At 62.8% G+C, this 18,520-nt stretch carries 17 protein-coding genes and 1 pseudogene; 7 read left to right on the top strand and 11 right to left on the bottom strand.

The window, feature by feature from the left end; genetic code table 11:
- Positions 1–231: 231 nt before the first annotated feature.
- The 3 genes and pseudogenes from AC1DRE_RS01950 to AC1DRE_RS01940 all read left to right on the top strand — a co-directional run bounded on the left by AC1DRE_RS01950 (position 232) and on the right by AC1DRE_RS01940 (position 4,103).
- Positions 232–2,142, top strand: a complete 1,911-nt coding sequence (locus tag AC1DRE_RS01950; protein WP_476983092.1) for an alpha-galactosidase — start codon at positions 232–234, stop codon at positions 2,140–2,142.
- A 108-nt stretch (positions 2,143–2,250) separates the two neighbouring features.
- Positions 2,251–2,415 (top strand): annotated as a pseudogene (locus AC1DRE_RS01945) (phosphoenolpyruvate carboxykinase domain-containing protein); the annotation flags it as partial.
- A 1,016-nt stretch (positions 2,416–3,431) separates the two neighbouring features.
- Positions 3,432–4,103, top strand: coding sequence for a FadR/GntR family transcriptional regulator (locus AC1DRE_RS01940; RefSeq protein ID WP_476983091.1), 672 nt, complete (start codon positions 3,432–3,434; stop codon positions 4,101–4,103).
- On the opposite strand, the gene AC1DRE_RS01935 is transcribed toward AC1DRE_RS01940, so the two are convergent.
- From AC1DRE_RS01935 to AC1DRE_RS01915, 5 genes are all read right to left on the bottom strand, one after another.
- Positions 4,100–4,972 (bottom strand): amidohydrolase family protein, encoded by an 873-nt coding sequence (locus tag AC1DRE_RS01935; protein WP_476983090.1) that lies wholly within the window; start codon positions 4,970–4,972, stop codon positions 4,100–4,102. The genes AC1DRE_RS01940 and AC1DRE_RS01935 overlap by 4 nt on opposite strands.
- Positions 4,969–5,922, bottom strand: coding sequence for an aldo/keto reductase (locus AC1DRE_RS01930; protein WP_476983089.1), 954 nt, complete (start codon positions 5,920–5,922; stop codon positions 4,969–4,971). Before AC1DRE_RS01930 ends, AC1DRE_RS01935 begins: the two co-directional genes overlap by 4 nt.
- Positions 5,919–6,242, bottom strand: a complete 324-nt coding sequence (locus tag AC1DRE_RS01925; RefSeq protein WP_476983088.1) for an L-rhamnose mutarotase — start codon at positions 6,240–6,242, stop codon at positions 5,919–5,921. Before AC1DRE_RS01925 ends, AC1DRE_RS01930 begins: the two co-directional genes overlap by 4 nt.
- The gene (locus AC1DRE_RS01920; RefSeq protein ID WP_476983087.1) at positions 6,239–6,400 is read right to left on the bottom strand and encodes an alpha-L-fucosidase; all 162 of its coding nucleotides are present in this window, start codon (positions 6,398–6,400) and stop codon (positions 6,239–6,241) included. Before AC1DRE_RS01920 ends, AC1DRE_RS01925 begins: the two co-directional genes overlap by 4 nt.
- Positions 6,401–6,477: 77 nt before the next feature.
- The gene (locus AC1DRE_RS01915; protein WP_476983086.1) at positions 6,478–7,809 is read right to left on the bottom strand and encodes an L-fuconate dehydratase; all 1,332 of its coding nucleotides are present in this window, start codon (positions 7,807–7,809) and stop codon (positions 6,478–6,480) included.
- A 184-nt stretch (positions 7,810–7,993) separates the two neighbouring features.
- Between AC1DRE_RS01915 and AC1DRE_RS01910 the strand changes: the two genes are divergently transcribed.
- The 3 genes from AC1DRE_RS01910 to AC1DRE_RS01900 all read left to right on the top strand — a co-directional run bounded on the left by AC1DRE_RS01910 (position 7,994) and on the right by AC1DRE_RS01900 (position 10,445).
- A complete protein-coding gene (locus AC1DRE_RS01910) occupies positions 7,994–8,920 on the top strand; it encodes a fumarylacetoacetate hydrolase family protein (RefSeq protein ID WP_476983332.1) in 927 nt (308 codons plus the stop codon).
- Positions 8,917–9,666 (top strand): SDR family NAD(P)-dependent oxidoreductase, encoded by a 750-nt coding sequence (locus tag AC1DRE_RS01905; protein WP_476983085.1) that lies wholly within the window; start codon positions 8,917–8,919, stop codon positions 9,664–9,666. Before AC1DRE_RS01910 ends, AC1DRE_RS01905 begins: the two co-directional genes overlap by 4 nt.
- A gap of 554 nt (positions 9,667–10,220) precedes the next feature.
- Positions 10,221–10,445 carry a helix-turn-helix domain-containing protein gene (locus AC1DRE_RS01900; RefSeq protein WP_476983331.1) on the top strand — a complete coding sequence of 75 codons (225 nt, stop codon included), beginning with the start codon at positions 10,221–10,223 and terminating at the stop codon, positions 10,443–10,445.
- Positions 10,446–10,549: 104 nt separating this feature from the next.
- On the opposite strand, the gene AC1DRE_RS01895 is transcribed toward AC1DRE_RS01900, so the two are convergent.
- Positions 10,550–11,338 carry a hypothetical protein gene (locus AC1DRE_RS01895; RefSeq protein WP_476983084.1) on the bottom strand — a complete coding sequence of 263 codons (789 nt, stop codon included), beginning with the start codon at positions 11,336–11,338 and terminating at the stop codon, positions 10,550–10,552.
- A 529-nt stretch (positions 11,339–11,867) separates the two neighbouring features.
- Here AC1DRE_RS01895 and AC1DRE_RS01890 point away from each other — a divergent pair.
- Positions 11,868–11,999, top strand: a complete 132-nt coding sequence (locus AC1DRE_RS01890; protein WP_476983083.1) for a hypothetical protein — start codon at positions 11,868–11,870, stop codon at positions 11,997–11,999.
- 54 nt (positions 12,000–12,053) lie between these two features.
- On the opposite strand, the gene AC1DRE_RS01885 is transcribed toward AC1DRE_RS01890, so the two are convergent.
- The 5 genes from AC1DRE_RS01885 to AC1DRE_RS01865 all read right to left on the bottom strand — a co-directional run bounded on the left by AC1DRE_RS01885 (position 12,054) and on the right by AC1DRE_RS01865 (position 18,361).
- Positions 12,054–12,365 (bottom strand): DUF202 domain-containing protein, encoded by a 312-nt coding sequence (locus tag AC1DRE_RS01885; RefSeq protein ID WP_476983082.1) that lies wholly within the window; start codon positions 12,363–12,365, stop codon positions 12,054–12,056.
- Positions 12,366–12,592: 227 nt separating this feature from the next.
- On the bottom strand, positions 12,593–13,864 hold the full coding sequence (locus AC1DRE_RS01880; protein ID WP_476983330.1) for a M20 metallopeptidase family protein: 1,272 nt from the start codon (positions 13,862–13,864) through the stop codon (positions 12,593–12,595).
- 157 nt (positions 13,865–14,021) lie between these two features.
- On the bottom strand, positions 14,022–15,518 hold the full coding sequence (locus tag AC1DRE_RS01875) for an aldehyde dehydrogenase family protein (RefSeq protein WP_476983081.1): 1,497 nt from the start codon (positions 15,516–15,518) through the stop codon (positions 14,022–14,024).
- A gap of 206 nt (positions 15,519–15,724) precedes the next feature.
- Positions 15,725–16,840: a Zn-dependent alcohol dehydrogenase gene (locus AC1DRE_RS01870; protein WP_476983080.1), complete on the bottom strand. Its 1,116-nt coding sequence runs from the start codon at positions 16,838–16,840 to the stop codon at positions 15,725–15,727.
- Positions 16,841–16,996: 156 nt separating this feature from the next.
- A complete protein-coding gene (locus tag AC1DRE_RS01865) occupies positions 16,997–18,361 on the bottom strand; it encodes an aminotransferase family protein (RefSeq protein ID WP_476983079.1) in 1,365 nt (454 codons plus the stop codon).
- Between the last annotated feature and the right edge of the window lie 159 nt (positions 18,362–18,520).

Genomic DNA, 18,520 nt, shown 5'->3' with positions numbered 1-18,520 from the left:
GACCTGGGTGACATGACGGCCCATTATTGGGTGGATGACTCAGACCAAGTTGGACTCATGCTTCGTCCTACTTCGGTACAGCCAGTATTGGCACGCGGTGGGATCGGCGACGAGCCGTACATCTCAACTCAACCCGGCGTTGGCAACCCGCCCGCGCGCACAGTAGACCCGCTGGTGCACGTGAGTCTGCGAGGAGATGCTGCTACGGGCGGGTGGGGGCAAGGACGCACCATGCGGTGGTCGCCTTCCACCTCTCGATTTCGCCTTGCTGACCACTTGGTTGAGCGTGTCGGACTCGTCACCCGCATTATCACCGCGGTGCGGTCCGCCGACGGTCTCAGCCTTGAGCACACGCTGATCCACCGGGCGGGGGAGAGCCACCTCGGGGTGGAGGTGGAATTTGTCAACGATTCACCAGAACCGGTCACCGTCGACGCCCTCACCTCCTTCAACCTCTCGGGTATCTCGCCGTTCGATCCTGCCGACAGCCCGGGGCGACTCGTCGTGCACAGGCTGCGCAGCTCTTGGAGCGCAGAGGCTCAACCGGTGAGCGACGCGATCGAGGACCTGCAGCTCGAGCGATCCTGGTTAGGGATCGCCCGACTGAGCGAACGGTTTGGCCAGGTTGGCACGATGCCGTCCCGCGGCTGGTTTCCCTTCGTCGCGGTCGAGGACAAGGTGGCGCAGGTAACGTGGGGGGCACAGCTGGCTTGGGCTGGGAGCTGGCAGATGGAGATCGCCCGGCTCGGCGACGACGTGGCGATATCGGGGGGCCTCGCTGACCGCGAATTCGGTCATTGGTCACACACCGCCATGCCGGGCGAGCGCCTGGTTGCCCCAACTGCCATCCTGAGCTGCACGCAGGGCACTGTAGACGACGTCGCCGATCGCCTGGTGGAAGCCCAAAACGAGGCCGCCGATACGCAGCCGAAGAGCGAGCGCTCATTGCCAATCGTTTTCAACGAATGGTGCACTTCATGGGGCAACCCCGACCGCGAGCGTCTCATCGCCATCGCCGACCGCCTGGCCGGCGAGGGCGTGGAGTACCTCGTGATCGATGCAGGGTGGTATCGCGACACCTCATCGGATGGGTCGTGGGCGTTCGCGCACGGCGACTGGATCCCGAGTCCCGATCTGTTTCCGCACGGATTGAAGGAAGTCGCCGACCGCATCCGAGAACGTGGGATCATCCCAGGTCTGTGGTTCGAGTTTGAGACCGTCGGGGAGGACTCCACCGCCTTCACGCTGACCGACCACCTTCTGCAGCGCGATGGCGCGCCGTTCACAGCCGGCAACCGCCGTTTTTGGGATCTGACGGACCCGTTCGCCGTTGACTACCTCACTGCCCGGGTCGTCGACCGACTCGAACAGGATGGTTTCGGCTATCTGAAGGTCGACTACAACGAGCACCTCGGACTTGGCACCGACCACGCGGACGGGCTCGGTGAGGGTCTGTGCCGGCAGGTACTCGCCGGCTACCGGTTCCTCGATGGAATCCGTACTCGGTTGCCGCAGTTGGTGATCGAAAACTGCGCCAGCGGTGGTCACCGCCTCGAACCGTCCATGATCGGCAGAACGGCGATGAGCTCGTTCTCGGACGCGCACGAGCTGCCGGAGATCCCGCTCATCGCCGGGAATCTGCTTCGCGTCATGCTTCCCCGTCAAATGCAGATCTGGTCGGTGCTCCACCCCTCCGACACCGACCAGCGCCTGTTCTACAGCCTCGCCGCCACTTTCATCGGTCGAATGTGCCTCTCCGGAGACGTAGTCGGTCTCGACGAGACGCAGTGGGACATCGTGCGTCGCGCGATCGCGCTGTACCAGAGGGCGTCACCCATCATACGAAACGGCCGGTCGCGCCGAGGAGGCGTGCACGGGCCGTCCCTACGGCATCCAACGGGGTGGCAATCGGTCACCCGCTACGCCGACGACGGCCGGGGACTGCTGGTCGTGCTGCACACCTTCTCGAAGGGACCCGGCAGCGTGCAGATACCACTTGACGGGTCCTGGAGCATCGAGGAATCACTGTCATGCGGTTCGACCTCGCTCCTCGTGGAGGAGGGCGAACTACGGATCGACGGCCTTCGAGACTTTGAAGGCGTCGTGGTGCGGTTGAAACCCGCCCGGACCGAGAAAGAGTAGAGCTTGTCAAGGCCCAGCCGACAATGATCGTCGCGCTGCTTGTCGGGTTCGGCAACAAGACCGTTAAGCCAGCTGAGACCTAAGCTGCTCCAACTGCCGGTACAGAGTCGCCGGTACGCGATCGTCGAAGGTGTCGAAGAGCTCCTCGATCGAGTCGGCCTCCGCTTGGGCGCGACTATCTCCTCAGAGCAGACCGCGGCCGCCGAAGGCACAGTGTGGGAGCTGCGCCGGGCCCCGTCCGCGATGCTGCCATTCTGCGGCCCGTCCACTGCGGCTACCGAGCCTGCCACGCGATCATGATCCCACTCGAGTACACGAGTTCTCGCCGAATCCGGGCCAGAGGTAGGCACCGGGCACTGCGAGGCTGCGACGGCGAAACGAGCGTTCGGATGCGAGAGGAACCGTCGCGAGCGTACGCCCGGCGAAGATGGCTCCCCTGTTGTTGCTGAACTGGCCTTGGAAATCGAGCAAGCCAACGGGGATCGTGCGACTCGGGGACTGCAACAGCACAATCGTAGTGTCTCTCCCCAAATGAAGAAGCCGTTCACCATCCCGACTGCAGCGATTGGCCCCTTCGACAACGGCAAAACGATGCGAACGAAAGTCTGAAGTAGGCCAAGACCCTCCAGCGCCGCGGCCTCCTGCAGTTCACCTGGGACCCCGAGGTAGAAGCGATGCTGGATGAGTGTGCAGGTCGGGAGGCAGAGCGCTACGTAGACGACTCCCAGTGCCCAAGGTGAACGGTGATGGAGAAGAACTGGCGAACTAGGGAGCACCCTCAATCGACGCGGCCTCGTAGACCGTCACCGGCACGTCGTCCATTGCTCCGACGATCACGAGGAATGCGAAACCAACGTCCTGTCAGATGGCAACGCCGATGATGACCGACATCAGAGTGGGTGGGGGAGACCGTCACCGTTCCGCTTGAGACGGTTCCGGTGCCTCCGCCGTCGGTTTGCCGAGCGTCTTCCCGATTGCGGGACTCCCGGTGGTCGGGCCCGGGCGGAAGCCCAGAGCTGTGTCCGCGGGAAGTCGCCAAAACGGCCGGCTATAGAAGCGTCGGATGTTCCCGCGGGCGCTTGAACGGTCTGTGACCCGGCACGCAGCCCGAGACCGGTCGATTCCGGGCCGTGTCCCGGTCCACCCAGGAAGGCAGAGGGTGCCCTCACTGCAGCCGAATGCGTCCCACTGAATCTCTTCGCGGCGACGCCGAGACACTTGGGGTGCGGTGGCGTCGGCTCTAATCCTCTAAAGCACCAGACATCGGATGATTGGCTTAGGATTGTCTCATGGCTGTGACAGACGAGGCGATCGACAAGATCAAAGACATGTTGATCCGTGGCGAACTCAAAGCCGGAGATCGGCTTCCGCCGGAGAAGGAACTAAGTGAGCGCCTCGGTCTGTCCCGCAGTTCCATGCGGGAGGCTGTCAAGGCCTTGGAGATGATCCGGGTGCTGGATGTACGGCGCGGAGACGGAACCTACGTCACGAGTCTGGACGCGAAGCTGCTCAATGAAGCCGTGGGTTTCGTGGTGGAGCTCCACCAGGACAGGTCCGTTCTGGAGCTTTTCGAGGTGCGGCGTATCCTTGAGCCAGCTTCCGCCTTTCTAGCCGCCGGGAAAATCAAGCCGGATGAGCTGACCAGCCTGCGGGCCACTATGGACGGGATCGACGAAAACACGGACGTTGAGGATCTCGTGGCCCACGACCTGGAATTCCATGGCATTATCACCCAGGCCGCGGGCAACGCCTACCTTGCCAGTCTCCTCGAGGCATTGTCCAGCCGCACGGTCCGTGCCCGGATCTGGCGCGGACTCACCCAGGAGAAGGCCGTGGCGCATACGCTGGCCGAGCACAAAGCGATCGCGGACGCCCTGGAACGTGGAGACGCTGAGCTGGTCCGCGCCCTGGTCACCGTACACATCAGCGGCGTCGAGACCTGGCTGCGGCAGGCGCTCTAAGTACCTGACTGAGCCGTTTCGCCTTCATCCCAGATGGCATGGCCGTAGATACGACGGGCGGTGCCGGACCAGATGTTCAGGGCGTCAGCTCGATCAAGAGTTCCGATCAGTTCCTGGAGCACGGCCAGCGTATCGGCGTAGTTGCCGCCAAGGATGCTCACCGGCCAGTCCCCTCCGTACATCAAACGTGCTGGACCGAAGATCTCCACCGCAGCATCCCAGGCCGGACGCAGGGCTGCGGCCGTGTACGGGACACCGGGCAGCCGCAGCCCGGAGACCTTGGCCACCGTGTTGGGCAGCGCGGCGCATCGTGCCAGCTGGGCCCGCCACCTGGCCTCATCACGCGTACCGAGCGGTGGTTTGCCGAGGTGGTCGATGATCACGGTCAGTTCCGGAATGGCCTCGGCCAGGTCCGCGGCTGCCGACAAGTGCCGGGGCCAGGCGTCGGGGACGTCGAAAGGGATCCCTGCCGCCGCGACCCCTTCTAGCGACTCGCGGACGGCGGGAAGGGCCAGGAAGTCGTCGCGGGGGTCGCCGTGCACCAGGTGCCGGATTCCGCAGAAACCGGGCTCGTCGAGCCAGTCATGCAGCTGCCGTGCCGCTTCTTCGGGTGTGTCCAGGCGGATCCAGCCGACCACCCCTGCGATCCAGTCGTTGTTGCGGGCGGCATCGAGCATTGCCCGGGTGTCCGCCAGTGTGTCGTCGGCCTGGACCAGGATGGCCCGGCCCACCCCGGAGGAGGCCAGCTCTTGCCTGGCCTCCTCCGCGGAAAAACTGCGGTGGAGCGGCCCGTGCTGCGGCCCGAGCCAGCCGTATCCGCCGGATTCGAGGTTCCAAAGATGCAGATGGGCGTCCACGCGGAAGGTCACGCCGGCACCAGCGACCGGCGTCGCAGCTCCTCCCACATTTCCTCCGGAACGGTCTGGTTCATCCGGGCGATGTTCTGCCTTATCTGGGCCGGGTTTGAGGCGCCGACCACGACAGTGCGGACCGCCGGGTGCAGGAGGCTGAACTGGAGTGCAGCTGTTGGGAGTTCCACACCGTATTCGGCGCAACATGCCGCGAGCTGGCGTGCATGGTCCAGGATCTCCTGCGGCGCGGGGGCGTAGTTGTAGTGCGCGTCATCGCTGATCGTGGGGCGGGCGAGGAGCCCGGAGTTGTAGACGCCCACGTTCACGACGCCCACCCCGCGCTCGATGCAGGACGGCAGGAGATGCTCCCGGGCCGGTTGTTCAAGCAGGGTGTAGCGTCCGGCCAGCATCACCAGGTCAGGCTCGGATCGCTGCACACATTCCAGGAGGGCATCGCTGGAGTTGGAGCCGACACCGATGGCCTCGACCAGGCCTTCGGCGCGCAGCTTCTCCATCGCGGGCAGCGCCTGGGAGATCCCGGCTTCCAAGTCGTAAGCGTCGGGATCGTGAAGATAGAGGATGTCCACGCGGTCCAGGCCGAGACGATCAAGTGAGTCCTCCAGGCTTCGCCGGATGCCTGCCTCGGAGGGGTCCCAGACGCGCCGGAAGTCTGCCGGGACATCGAAGCCTTCGTCATCACGCGCGCCCTCCGGGTTCGTTGCAGGAACGAGGAGCCGGCCGACCTTCGTGGACACCAGGAATTCGTCCCGTGGCTTGCCGCGAAGGGCGAGGCCAAGCCTGCGCTCCGAGAGTCCGAGGCCGTAGTGCGGTGCAGTGTCAAAGTAGCGGATGCCGCCGGCCCAGGCAGCCTCGACGGTTGCCTGGGCGGCGGCGTCGTCCACCGCACGGTAGAGGTTTCCAATGCCCGCGGCCCCGAAACCGAGCCGATCGAAAGAGAGTTCGCTCATGGCCGTTCCCACAGTTCCCACACCTTGGAGATGCCCCGGTCGTCACCCGAGTAATCATCCTCCACCGCCAGCAGGGCGGACATCCGTTCCTGCCAGATAACGTTGACCGGGTTCTCGGCCAGCGCGTGCCGCATGGCCTGATAATCCCGAACGTCCAGTAGGTGGAACAGGTCCTCGCCGCTACGCCAGATCCGCCAGTTCAGAACTCCCGCATCCCGCAGGGCGGACACTAGCTCAGCGGGGATGTTCGCGTGCGCCACCTCGTATTCCTCGGCCGCGCCGGGCTTGAGGCGGGTGTGCAGGGCGATGGTTTCGGTCACGCTACACCCCGGGCTTCAGGAAAAGTTTCGACGACGGGCACTGCGACGTCCGGACGCTGGTTCATGACCCATTCATGCCGTGCCCGCAGGGCGTAGAGGCACAAATGGATGAACATGCCGAGCCGGGCCTCGGTAAACCAGGGTGCGTGCGGGATCATGGGTGACTCCTAGTCGAGCTGTGTAGGTAGCTGACACTGCCGCGGCCGGCGGCCGCTGCTGCCGCACGTGGCAATGTTTACGATGAGGTGAGGCTGACGAGCGCTGATGGGGCCGCGGCCCAGGCTGCACCGCCGGGAAAGCTGTAGTGGGTCAGGGCCTGGCTGAGCATTTCGTTGCCGGCGCCAGGGGCGGATGGGGGCCAGTAGCGGCCGTCGTGGACGTCAACGGGAGTGACGAAGTGCTCGTGGAGGTGGTCGACGAACTCGATTATTCTGCCGTCCTTGGTTCCGGAGACCGCCACGAAGTCGAACATTGACAGGTGCTGCACGGCTTCGCACAGCCCCACGCCGCCTGCATGCGGGCAGACGCGCACCCCGAACTTCGCAGCGAGGAGCAGGATGGCAATGTTCTCGTTGACACCGGCCACCCTCGCGGCATCGATCTGCACAACGTCAACCGCCCCGGCCTGGAGCAGCTGCTTGAAGACCACGCGGTTCTGGACGTGCTCCCCGGTGGCTACGGCAATAGGTGCCAGCGCCTTCGCGATAGCGGCGTGACCCAGGATGTCGTCAGGGCTGGTGGGCTCCTCGATCCAGGCGATGTCATAGTGCGCCAGGTGCCCCACCCATTCGATCGCTTCGGCAACATCCCAGCGCTGGTTGGCGTCCACGGCGATCCTGATATCCGGGCCCACCGTCTCCCGGGCGATCCGGACGCGCCGGATGTCATCCTCCAGGGAGGCGCCCACTTTCAGCTTGATCTGCGTGAATCCTTCGGCCACGGCTTCCTTGGCCAGCCGAGCGAGTTTCTCGTCACTGTATCCGAGCCAGCCCGGCGTTGTCGTGTATGCCGGGTAGCCCTCGATGAGAAGCCCGGCACGGCGCTCTTCCCTCTCCGGTGCCGCGCGGCGCAGGATATCCAACGCTTCCTCCGGAGTCAGTGCGTCCGTAATGTACCGGAAGTCGACGAGGGACACGAGCTCTTCCGGGCTCATGCGGGACAGCAGATCCCACAGCGGAAGTCCCGCACGCTTGGCTTTAAGGTCCCACAGTGCGTTGACCACGGCGCCGATCGCCATGTGCATCACGCCCTTCTCCGGTCCAAGCCAGCGCAGCTGGGAATCGTGGACCAGCAGCTTCCACGTGGCCCCCATGTCGCCGAGGAGTTCCTCCGCTTCCCGGCCCAGGATGTGATGGCGCAGTGCTTCGATGGCCGCGGCCTCCACTTCATTGCCGCGGCCGATCGTGAAGACGAAGCCGTGGCCTTCGTGGCCGTCCTGTGCATCCGTGCGGATGATGAGGTACGCCGCCGAGTAGTCGGGATCCGGGTTCATGGCGTCCGAGCCGTCCAGCCCCTGGGATGTGGGAAAGCGGACATCGAAGGTATCCACTGCAGTGATAATGCTCATGCTGCTCCTTGCTTTGCTTCGGCCCTGCCTCTGCCTCATCCTTCGTCGGAGGGTCGGTATTGGGGGCCATGCGTATTGAAGTCTGAACCCAACCCTAAACATCGGATGTATGGCTTGTCAATGGCGCACTTTTGCGTAGTATTGATCGGAGAAATACAGCTAAAGTTCGGATGTTAGAGGAGAAATTCCCGTGAAGTTTGCCCGCATAGGACCGGCCGGATACGAACAGCCGGCAGTCATCGCACAGGACGCCCACGGCGTCGATCAGTACTTCAGCCTGGCGGCGCTGACCGCGGATATCGACGGCGGCTTCCTCGCCAGCGGCGGCATCGCCCGCACCCGCGAAGCCCTGGAATCCGGCGAACTTCCCGCCATTTCCGCGAAAGGCCTCCGCATGGGAGCGCCGATCACCCGCCCCGGGTCGGTGGTCTGCATTGGCATGAACTATGCCGCGCACGCAGCCGAGTCCGGGTCAGCCCCGCCAGAAATCCCTGTCGTGTTCCTCAAGCCGTCCAGCACTGTGGCCGGCCCTTTCGATGCCGCCCCTATCCCGCCGTCGTCGGAGAAGTACGACTGGGAGGTGGAGCTCGGCATCGTGGTCGGCAAGGAAGCGTCATATCTTTCCTCGGTGGAGGATGCCATGGAGTGCATCGCAGGCTACCTCGTAGCGAACGACCTCTCCGAGCGGGACTACCAGCTGCCGGGGGCAGCCGGCCAGTGGACCAAGGGCAAGTCACTGCCGTCGTCCACTCCGCTGGGACCTTGGCTGGTTCCGGCGGACGAGCTCGACGCCGGGGCGCTGCGGCTGCGCTCGTGGGTCAATGGCGAGCCTCGCCAGGACTCGAACACCGCCGACCTCATCTTCGATGCTTCCACTTTGGTGCACCATGTCAGCCAATACATGCTGCTGGAACCAGGCGACGTCATCCTCACGGGTACCCCCGAGGGTGTGGCGCTGTCCGGCCGCTTCCCCTACATCCGGCCATGCGACGTCGTCGAAGTCGAGATTGAAGGACTTGGGCGGCAACGCCAGGAATTCTACCGGGCGGCTGCCCAGGGCTCCGAGCCCGTCGCATCCATCACGGCCCGTGCTGGAAGGGATCTCCGATGACCGACGAGTTCGAGGGCCTGGCCGCCATCGTAACCGGGGGTGCGTCCGGCATCGGCGCCGCCATTGCTGACCGCCTTGCCGCGGGCGGGGCGAAGGTTGCCGTGCTGGACCTCAACCCGTCCGGAACCCCGCACTTCGGCACCGAATGCAACGTCGCCAACGACACCTCAGTACGTGCCGCCGTCGACGCGGCCGTCCGGCACTTCGGGAGACTGGATGTAGTTATCAACAATGCCGGCATCGGCGCGCAAGGGGATGTCACGGCCAACGACGACGCCGAATGGCACCGGGTTTTCAACGTCAACGTGCTGGGAATCGTGCGTGTGAGCCGCGCCAGCCTCCCGCACTTGCGGAACTCGCCCGCCGCGGCGATCGTGAACACATGCTCCATCGCGGCGACAGCCGGGCTCCCGCAGCGCGCACTGTATTCCGCGTCGAAAGGCGCGGTGTTGTCGCTCACGCTGGCGATGGCGGCCGACCACGTCCGCGAGGGCATTCGCGTGAACTGCGTGAACCCCGGCACCGTGGATACGCCGTGGGTGGGCCGCCTCCTGGACTCGGCAACGGACCCCGAAGCTGAACGTGTCGCGCTTAACGCCCGCCAGCCGCAAGGTCGCATGGTGAACGCCGCCGAGGTTGCGGGCGCCGTAGCGTACCTTGCCAGCCCCCTGTCGGGTTCCACGACCGGCACTTCCCTAGCTGTGGACGGCGGGATGCAGGGGCTTCGCCTCCGATCAGCCACCTAGGCTTCCGGCCGATGAAACGCAACACCGTCCACACGCGCGTTCATGGACGGAGATCGGGACGCGATAATGCACGTTTCGTCGGCCTGAGCTGGGGGAGAGGCGCTGTAGCGGTGGTTCTACTTCTGTCCCGTCTCAGTTTTGTTGGCCAGAATCTCGGTTGATCTGGCCACCTAGCGATCGAGGCCGCTCGTCTCAGGCCGCACCAGCAGCGGCCCTGCTCGTGCTTCTGGATGACGAGGACCCGTTCCTCTCCGAGCAGGATAATGTCTTCGTAGCTGAGCATGCCTTCAGTGCAGCATCGGCGAACGGCTGCCGGTAGAAGCGTCTTGGTCTATGTGCAAAACCGCAGGTAACGGCATCGGAGCGCTCTGCCCGTGAGCCTCCTGTGACCACCACCGAAATCCGAGCGGCGGCGAACCAAGCATTCCCGCTCGCTCTGGGCGGGGTCGTCGGGGTCATCCGGGTTCGCGGCCACCGGCAGAAGGACTAGTCAGTATCGGCCAGCCCATACATAGGATGAACCGGCGACAGACGAACCCACAAAGCGGCGCTTCCTGACAGTCGAGCAGGCAGCCGAAGAGCTCAACGTGAAGTCGAGCCTCATCCGGGGCCTGATCAGCAGTGGAGAGCTGCGCGCAATTCAGGTCGGCGGCCGCGGCCTGTGGCGCATTGGCCTTCAGGATCTGGAAGATTACATCGTCGAAGCGTACCGGCGGACAGCTGAACGGATTGCCGCCGGCGACCTCCTGGATGACGCGGAGCCTGGGACTGTCGAGTAGACAGCGCGCAGTACGGACTGCTCGCCGTGGCCGCATTTCTCCTTGCGAAAGTGCATGCTGGCCAATGACCGTTGTGACGAGGAAGCGTCGGCTTAGAACGCGCATTAATCCTGGTCGGGCTGCTGTCCTTCAGTCGGAATCTTGTCCAGGAGATACTTGGCACCTTTGCCAGCTGTCATCCCCGCCGTCGGCCCGCTCAAACCCACCGCGCCCACGATTGCCGCCAGGTCCGCATTCTCCATACTCACGTTCAGGATGAGGCAGGTGACATAGAGAGTCACTGCTATRCGAACGAACCAGATGACCAGGTTGCGGTTCTCCTGAGAGAGGCTCASAAGCATTGGAAGATGTTCAATGGATTCCGTGAGCCCTGGGTGCGCATTGAATAGTTCGTCTGCTCGGTCATCGATGTCAAGGGCTTCGATCTCTGCCTTGAACATGTCAGCTTGATCTATAAGATCCTGCATGAAGTTCGTGTCGATCGAGGAGGCCACWGATGCCCCTAGAGCAGCTAGTGAATYCTCGAATACCATGTCGGACTTGAACAGGCTGCCCATATCCAGTCCTGAGCCTAGGACTGAGTCCAGCCCCGCGAACGGCTTRTCCAAGGACTTCATCGAGTCCAGGCCAAGTTTTTYMATCGCACTCATGTAGTTGTCGCCAAGGAGTGCGGCACTAGCAATCGACGATATGGCAGTGGAATCCACCAACTTCGTTGCGTCTAAGCCAAGCTTCTCCAGCGACAAGCCGAAGCCGGGTGTGGCTGCAGTAATGTCTGTGATCCAACTAGGAACCTCGGGGACAGAAAACGAGGCCAAGGCAGAGACACTGTCTGTAGTGAACCCGCCTTGAAGCACGGAGCTGACGGTCATCAAGCGGTCTTCCGGGATCATGGGTCAACTCTACTGATGCTGGCCGACAATTCTGGAGCGGTGCCAATAGGGCGCAGCTTTCACGATTGCTGCGTCTTGGTCTATGTGGAAAACCGCAGGCATCGGCATCGGAGCGCTCTGCCCGTGAGCCTCCTGTGACCACCATCGAAATCCGAGCGGCGGCGGACCAGGGACGAGCCTCCAATTCCGGGAACGTACGCGGACGCACCACAAACTCTTTCCCTCACCCTCGACGGCGAGTTTGGCCGGCGTGCGTTGTCGGAGCTCGAGAGTTAGTGAGTATGTGGTGATCGCAGTAGGAGGGGGCTGATTGTGCTGACTTCGCAGGGATTTCTTCTTCTTCGTTATGAGCGAAAAACATACCCCTCACATAGACCTCCGGGTCCCCGCCCTTAACCATGGAGATGACGATGCGCTCGTATACCAGGCTCATCTGGTGTCGACACGGTCGCTGGGTACGTCCTGGAACCTAGTGATGAGCCGCCGTCGCCCTCGGAGACTGGGTGCTCATGAGTGGTCTGAGAATGGCTTGTTCGAAGACGCCTGCGGCACCGGCCTCGTCGCCAAGCTTTACCGGAAGAAGTTTGCGGCGCGACTTGCCGCGGCGGAGGCCGAGGTCCAGTGGTTGCGCAAGCAACTCGACAATCCAGACAACGCCTGAACCCGTTTGATCGCCATCCTCGTTGCTGGATCGAATCCTAGCGCGGTGCATGCATCAAGCATGGGATACCTCGTGTATTGATATTGCTGACGCAAACCCGTTCGGGAAGGGAATTCTGGCATTTGCCATGGTTGAATTAGTTCCATTAACGCGACCAACCGCGCCGTACCTTCTTCGGATCGCCACTGCGATGCTGGCTGCGGCCAGGACCAACGCTGCGACGAACCAGTCGTGATGCCGCAGCCAGTGCAGGAAGACTGCCGCCGCGACGAGCATGGAAAGGGTTCTTCGCCCCCAGGCTAGGTCGGTGCGTTCAGGCTGCAGTCCGGCGTCGCCGTGGCTCGGGAGGCGCTGGTGTGCGGCCATGGCTCAGTTGGGACCGGTAAGGACGAAGGCGACCATGACGGTCACAACGATTGCCGTGCCGGCGGCAAGGATCGGGGCGATCCACGCGGCATGTCCGTCACTTGATTTGTACTTCAAGCTAACGATGGCGCTGAACTGCCAGCCACTTTGGGGCCTGCGGCACCGGTGCCGCAGGGTTCACCGCTGCAACTTTGGTCCTGGTCCCTTCGGTAGTCCGGGCCCTCCGTCTACCCCTGGACCTCCAACTCTTGGAGCTTTCCAAGCGCCAAGCCCGCCATAAATTGTGCCTGATCGACGAGGATACTGTCGTCAAACACTGCCTTAGGCGAGTGCATGGGAGCCCACTCCATGGGGTCGATTTCTGGAGACCCAGCTCCGAGGTGCCCGTACGCTCCGGGGACCTCCACGAGGACGCGGGAGAAATCGTCAGAGCCGGTCCTGGGGGACGGGCTGGGTACAAACCGGTGCTCTCCGAAGAACGTCCGTGCGGTCCTGCCCCAGAGTTCGGCGTCACTGTCGTGATTGACGGTGGCCGGCATAACCGGAGTGAACGTTGCCTCGGCTGTCAGCTGATGAGCGGTCGCCAGTTGCCGGATAAGATCCGGCAACTCCTGTGCGAGCCGCGCTTCGACACCGGGGCTGAAAGACCTGACGCTGGCCCTGAATTCCGCCGAATCAGGTATGACATTAGAGGCGGAACCGCCATGGAATTGGCCCACGGACAGTACCACGGGATCAAAAACGTTGAATCGCCGGGTGATGTACGTTTGTAGCGCGCCAAGCATTTCAGCAGCTACCTGTATGGGATCCAGAGCTTGGAAGGGGCGCGAACCGTGCCCACCCCGCCCGATAACCTTGACGGACAGATCTCCGAAGGCTGCCATGTAGGAGCCGGCCCGGGTCGTGAACACGCCTGACGGGATGTCCGAAACGACATGCAGGGCGTAGGCAGCATCCGGACGCCTGCCGGCTGCGTTAAGAACGCCTTCCTCCAGCATGATGCGGGCCCCGTCATGTCCTTCCTCCCCCGGTTGGAACATGAAGATGACGTCGCCGGTCAGGCTGTCACGTACGGACGAGAGCAACCGGGCGGCACCAATCAGGCCCGCTGTATGCATGTCATGGCCGCAGGCATGCATCGCTCCATTAGCCGAGGCAAAGGGTATTCCCGTCTTTTCTGCCACAGGAAGGGCATCCATGTCACCTCTGAGCAGTACAGTGTGTCGGCTCCCGACAGGGGCCTGGGTGGCGCCACCGCGTAGTACCGCAACCACGGACGAGGCTGCTTTTCCCAGGCTTATTTCGAGGTCGAGTCCGTTGAGTGCCTCAAGGACCCTGGCCTGGGTGCGGGGCAGATACAGGCCGACTTCAGGATCGGCGTGCATTTCCCTACGGAAATCGACCAGGTCGCTTCCAAAGGCCGGGATCGCCGCTACGGCGCCCTCAAGGAAACTTAGCGGTGAAAGCCGCACCGTATCTGTCGTTGAAGTATCTGTCATTGAAGGACTTTCTCGTCTCATTATGTTGCCAGGCACTGGCCTGCTGCTTTCCCGAGAGGACGCGGAGCCCCCCGTCTTAGCCACGCGTCACGTTCCCGGAATGTTTGTCGCAGGCCCGCGCGGCCTCGCCTACGCTTGTTCGGGTCGGATATTGCCCCTAGAGCGGGAAATCCGTCCTGTCCACGCCAACCACGCGGTCGCCGGTGAAGAAGCGTACGCCGTACTGGGGGCCGTGGCCCCCAATACCGCTTGTACCCCAGAAACTCTGGCGCGAATTGCCGGCCAGGTCGCTCATGAACGTGCCGTTGATGCGGACCTCACCGGCACGAATACGGGATGCCACGTCGATGGCCCGTGTTTCGTCACCGCCGAATACGTAGGCATCAAGACCGGTTGCCGGTCCGTTTGCATGGCTGAGCGCCTCTTCAACGGAATGCACGGGATGCACCGTGACCAGAGGCCCGAAGAGTTCTTCCGTGGCGGCTCCGGCGGGACATCCGACGATCATCCCCGGTGCCAGGAACCAGCCGTCAAGATCCGGTAGGTCGCCGCCAGTGACCAGCGTTCCCCCCAGTTCGAGGAGTCGATTCACTGCGGCTTTCAAACCATCACGCTGCCGCTCAAACGCCAGGGGACCCACTTCCGTTGTGTCATCCAAGGCATTTCCGACCCGGAGCTTACTGAGTTCGAACTTCATAGCTTCAACAAAACGGTCGTGAATCGACCGGTCAACCAGTACCTTGCCGGGTGCCTCGCACCACTGGCCATTGAGACGGGTCATGCCCTGCACAATGGACTGTGCCGCGGAGCTGACATCGGCATCATCCAGAATGATCACGGGATTGTTCGATCCGAGCTCCATCTGCATGACAGCGAGATTGGACGCCGCGGCCTGCGCGACTGTGCGGCCTGCCGAATCGCCTCCGGTAAACGAAAGAGCCTCGATGCGGGGATCCGAAGTCAGCAGTGATCCTGTCTCCGAATTCCCATGAACCAGTTGAAACGCGGCGCTTGGGTAGCCGAGTTCGGTCATGGCAGCGGCGATCGACTCGGCGAAGAGCTGGCAACCGCCGGGTGCGTTCTCGGAGGGTTTGAGGATGACCGGGCAGCCAGCCGCCATTGCTGCCGCCACCTTGCCTGCCACGGTGAAGGTTGGGGCATTCCAGGGGCCTACGATGAGGGCCGGGCCGAGGGGCTTGCGCAGGATGACCACAGACCGGTCGCTGCCGTCAAGGGTCTCCGACTCGCCAAGCTGCTCCGCTTCAGCGATTGTTCCCCGGACTCTGTCCCCGAGTGCACCGGCGATCAGGCGGGTGGTCCGGATAGGGACTCCCGTGTTGATGCTGTCCTGCAGCGCGATTTCTTCGCTCTGAGCATCGAGAGATGCGGCTACCTTCGCCAGGAGCTCAAGACGGTCCCGGAGTTTGATGTCTTCAAGTTTCCCGGACTCGTGCAGTGACGCGGCTGCGGCGAGTGCTCGGTCGACGTCAGCCCTTCCGGTCTTTCGCATCGGCTGCCGGGGTTCGCCCGTATTTGGGTTGGTAAGGTAGCGGCCGCTTCCGTCGAGCTGCAGCCATACGCCATCGACGAAGGAGCGTTGCTCGACGAGGTCGGGGGAGATATCGGTCAGTTGTGCTAGTCCTTCAGCAGTCATTTAAGGTGCTCCTCTGGTTTTCGTTTGTTGTCTTTGTCGTCCAGGACCAGCGACGGTAGGGGCTGAGCCTTGACGTTTGACCGTTTATGTTCAGGAGGATTTGTAGCGCCATTTCGCAGCTTTCGTTCCGGCGCTGGCCGTGGCGCAAAATCAGATCATGATCGGCGTAACAGTCAGCTGCCGAACGGTCTTCAAGGTTGTCCGGATCACGATTGCCTGTCGGTCATGTTCAGCACAACTCGGATCGTCGATGCTTCCGCCATCGCTTCGAATCCCTCGTTGATACGTTCGAAGGGCAGTTCCTTGGTGACCATTGCATCGAGATCCAGTCGGTTGTTCAGGTAGTGGTCCGTGAACATGTCGACGTCGCTGAGGAACCTGTTCGCGCCCATGTAGGCGCCTTGCAGGTGTCGGTCGCCGTAGACGAGTGCATCTGCGGGGATACGCAGTTCGGACCCTGCGGGCATGAGACCGAGGATGGTGGCGGTTCCGTTCGGGCTCAGGAGCGAAAAGGCGAGTTCCGCTGTCTGGCTGCGGCCCACCGCCTCGATTGCATGGCTGACACCTTGGGGAAGAAGTGATCGGACCTGGATGAGTGTTTCGGTCGGGTTGGGTGATGAGACAACAGTGTCCGTGGCACCGAAGTTGCGGGCGAGCTCCAGCTTCGCCGGCACGGCATCAATGGCAATGATTCGTCGTGCCCCAGCCAACCTGGCACCTTGAATGGCCGCTATTCCGACACCGCCGCAACCGATTACGGCAACAGTATCCTCTGGCCCTACCTTTGCGCCGTGAATAACCGCGCCGACTCCTGTACTGATGCAGCAACCGAGAAGACACGCCACCTGGGGAGGCAGATCCGAGCCGACCACTGCAACGGATGCCTCCTTCACGAGGAAGGCCTCTGCAAATGCACCGATACCGCCGAGCGACTCAACGCTTGATCCATCAGGTGAGAGCAGCCTGGGCCGATGCCGCTCACGCATCGAGTCGACCCGTTCGCACTGGGTCGGGCGCCCGCTTATGCAGTTGCGGCATGCCCCACAAGAGGGGGTGACCGTTACCACGACCCGGTCACCGGTCTTGATTCTTGTGACCGCAGAGCCGACGCGCTCGACAATGCCTGCGGCTTCATGCCCGAGGACAGCCGGCAGGGAGATATCCAGCGACCCCTTCAGATAGTGCAGATCGCTATGGCAAAGGCCCACTCGCTCAGTGCGGATGAGGACCTCATAGTCCTCCGGATCATCCAGCAGCAGTTCGCGGATCTGAAGAGGGGCTCCGGGCTTTTCCAGCACGGCGGCAAGAATCGGTGTAGTCACGTGGCTTCCTTGATGGTTGAGGTGCTTGCAGATGGGTCGCTTCGACCATCTTCAGCCCTGGTCGAGTTTCAAAAGTGTGTGAAGGGAACAGCCTTTACGGCCACTATGTGCAACCTGACCAGCTCCGGCCCCACTGTGGAACGGCCGGGATGAGCGTCAGCTTCCGGTTCCAACTCGGGATCCATGCCGGTGGTCACCCACGGCTGCCCAGCGCTTAATGTGGCGTTCCATGGCGCGGAGGGCTTTCTCCAGCTTCGCCAGCAGTACGCGTGTCTCCTCTTCGGAGATCACCAAGGGCGGGGACAGGATCACGGCGTTGTTCAGCGGGGCGATCCCGGCCGGATAGACAATGAGCCCTTGGGCCAGGCATTCCTGCACGAATGCGTTGGCCGCTCCCAGCGCAGGATCGGGTGCCTGCATGCTTTCCTGGTCCATAACAAACTCGAAGCCCCAGAGCAGGCCCCGCCCACGGACATCGGCCATGCAGCGGTACCTTGTTGCCAGGGTGAGCAGACCCTCCTCGAGCTGCTTCCCCCGTTGCCGGACGTTCGCGAGGATATCCTCGCGTTCCATAAAGTCCAGGACCGCCAGGCAGGTTGCTGCCCCCAGGGGGTTCCCCGAGAAGGTGTGGCCGAACGGCGCGACGCCGCTGCCCTCTCTGAGCGCCTCAACGATGTGGCTTCGCAGCAAGATGGCAGCAACTGGGGAGTAACCGGCACTCATTCCTTTGCCGATAAGAAGAAGGTCCGGCACGACGTCCTCGTAGGAACTCGCGAACCAGTCGCCCGTGCGCCCCATTCCGGTAATGACCTCATCGATGATCATCAGCACGTCCAGCCGATCACAGATTTCCCGAAGCCGGGCTAAGTAGCCCGCTGGAGGTGTGAGGACTCCGCCGGCGGCTCCTACGATTGGTTCGACGATGACTGCCGCGACTGTGCCGGGGTCCTCGTTCTGAATGGCATCTTCGAAGGCTTTCGCAGCCCGCGCAGCGTACGCTTCCTCGCTCTCGCCTGGCAGGGCGAAGCGGTATGCGTAGGCTGGCGGGGCGAAGGAGAACGCATGCAGCAAGGATCCGTAGTCGGGGCGGCGTGCTGCATGCCCGGACATCGACAGGGCGCCCATTGTCATGCCGTGATAGCTGATGGTCCTGCCAAGGATTTTGACTTTGCCTGGGAGCCCTCTTTCCCGCCAGTAGCTCACTGCGGTGCGGATGGCGTATTCGGATGCTTCGGACCCGCTATTGACGAAAAACGCCAGATCGAGGTCCCCGGGAGCAATGTCGGTGAGGCGGCGGGCAAGTTCTTCAGCGGGCAGGTTGGTGAACTGGGTTCTATACGTAAAAGCCACGCGGCGGCACTGTTCTTGCACCGCCTCCGCAATCTCGTCCACGCCGTGGCCAATGCTGGCGGTCATGGCGCCGCTTGAACCATCCAGGTACTGGCGCCCTTCCGTGTCGTACAGGAAGACGCCTTCGCCGTAGGCGACTACGGGGTACTTCTTGTCGATGATTTGCTTCAACAGTGCGCTGTCGGAAATGGGAAGCTCCTAGATATCGGCAGCTGCTCTTGCAGCTCTTAAAGCCAGTCGGATAGAAATCCCTGGCAGGTTCTTGTCTTATATGGCGCTGGTGGCCAGCCGCGCTTTGCGCGGCCGGCCACCGTTACCATCGCCCCCCCT

Source organism: Arthrobacter sp. P4_H3 (assembly GCF_056400885.1).
This window is presented reverse-complemented; position numbering and strand designations above follow the sequence as displayed.

Bases quoted from the DNA above. Each gene is read 5' to 3' on its own strand.
- AC1DRE_RS01950 (WP_476983092.1), top strand. From the start codon at position 232: ATGCGGTGGTCGCCTTCCACCTCTCGATTTCGCCTTGCTGACCACTTG.
- AC1DRE_RS01940 (WP_476983091.1), top strand. From the start codon at position 3,432: ATGGCTGTGACAGACGAGGCGATCGACAAGATCAAAGACATGTTGATC.
- AC1DRE_RS01930 (WP_476983089.1), bottom strand. From the start codon at position 5,922: ATGAGCGAACTCTCTTTCGATCGGCTCGGTTTCGGGGCCGCGGGCATT.
- AC1DRE_RS01920 (WP_476983087.1), bottom strand. From the start codon at position 6,400: ATGATCCCGCACGCACCCTGGTTTACCGAGGCCCGGCTCGGCATGTTC.
- AC1DRE_RS01915 (WP_476983086.1), bottom strand. From the start codon at position 7,809: ATGAGCATTATCACTGCAGTGGATACCTTCGATGTCCGCTTTCCCACA.
- AC1DRE_RS01905 (WP_476983085.1), top strand. From the start codon at position 8,917: ATGACCGACGAGTTCGAGGGCCTGGCCGCCATCGTAACCGGGGGTGCG.
- AC1DRE_RS01885 (WP_476983082.1), bottom strand. From the start codon at position 12,365: ATGGCCGCACACCAGCGCCTCCCGAGCCACGGCGACGCCGGACTGCAG.
- AC1DRE_RS01880 (WP_476983330.1), bottom strand. From the start codon at position 13,864: ATGACAGATACTTCAACGACAGATACGGTGCGGCTTTCACCGCTAAGT.
- AC1DRE_RS01875 (WP_476983081.1), bottom strand. From the start codon at position 15,518: ATGACTGCTGAAGGACTAGCACAACTGACCGATATCTCCCCCGACCTC.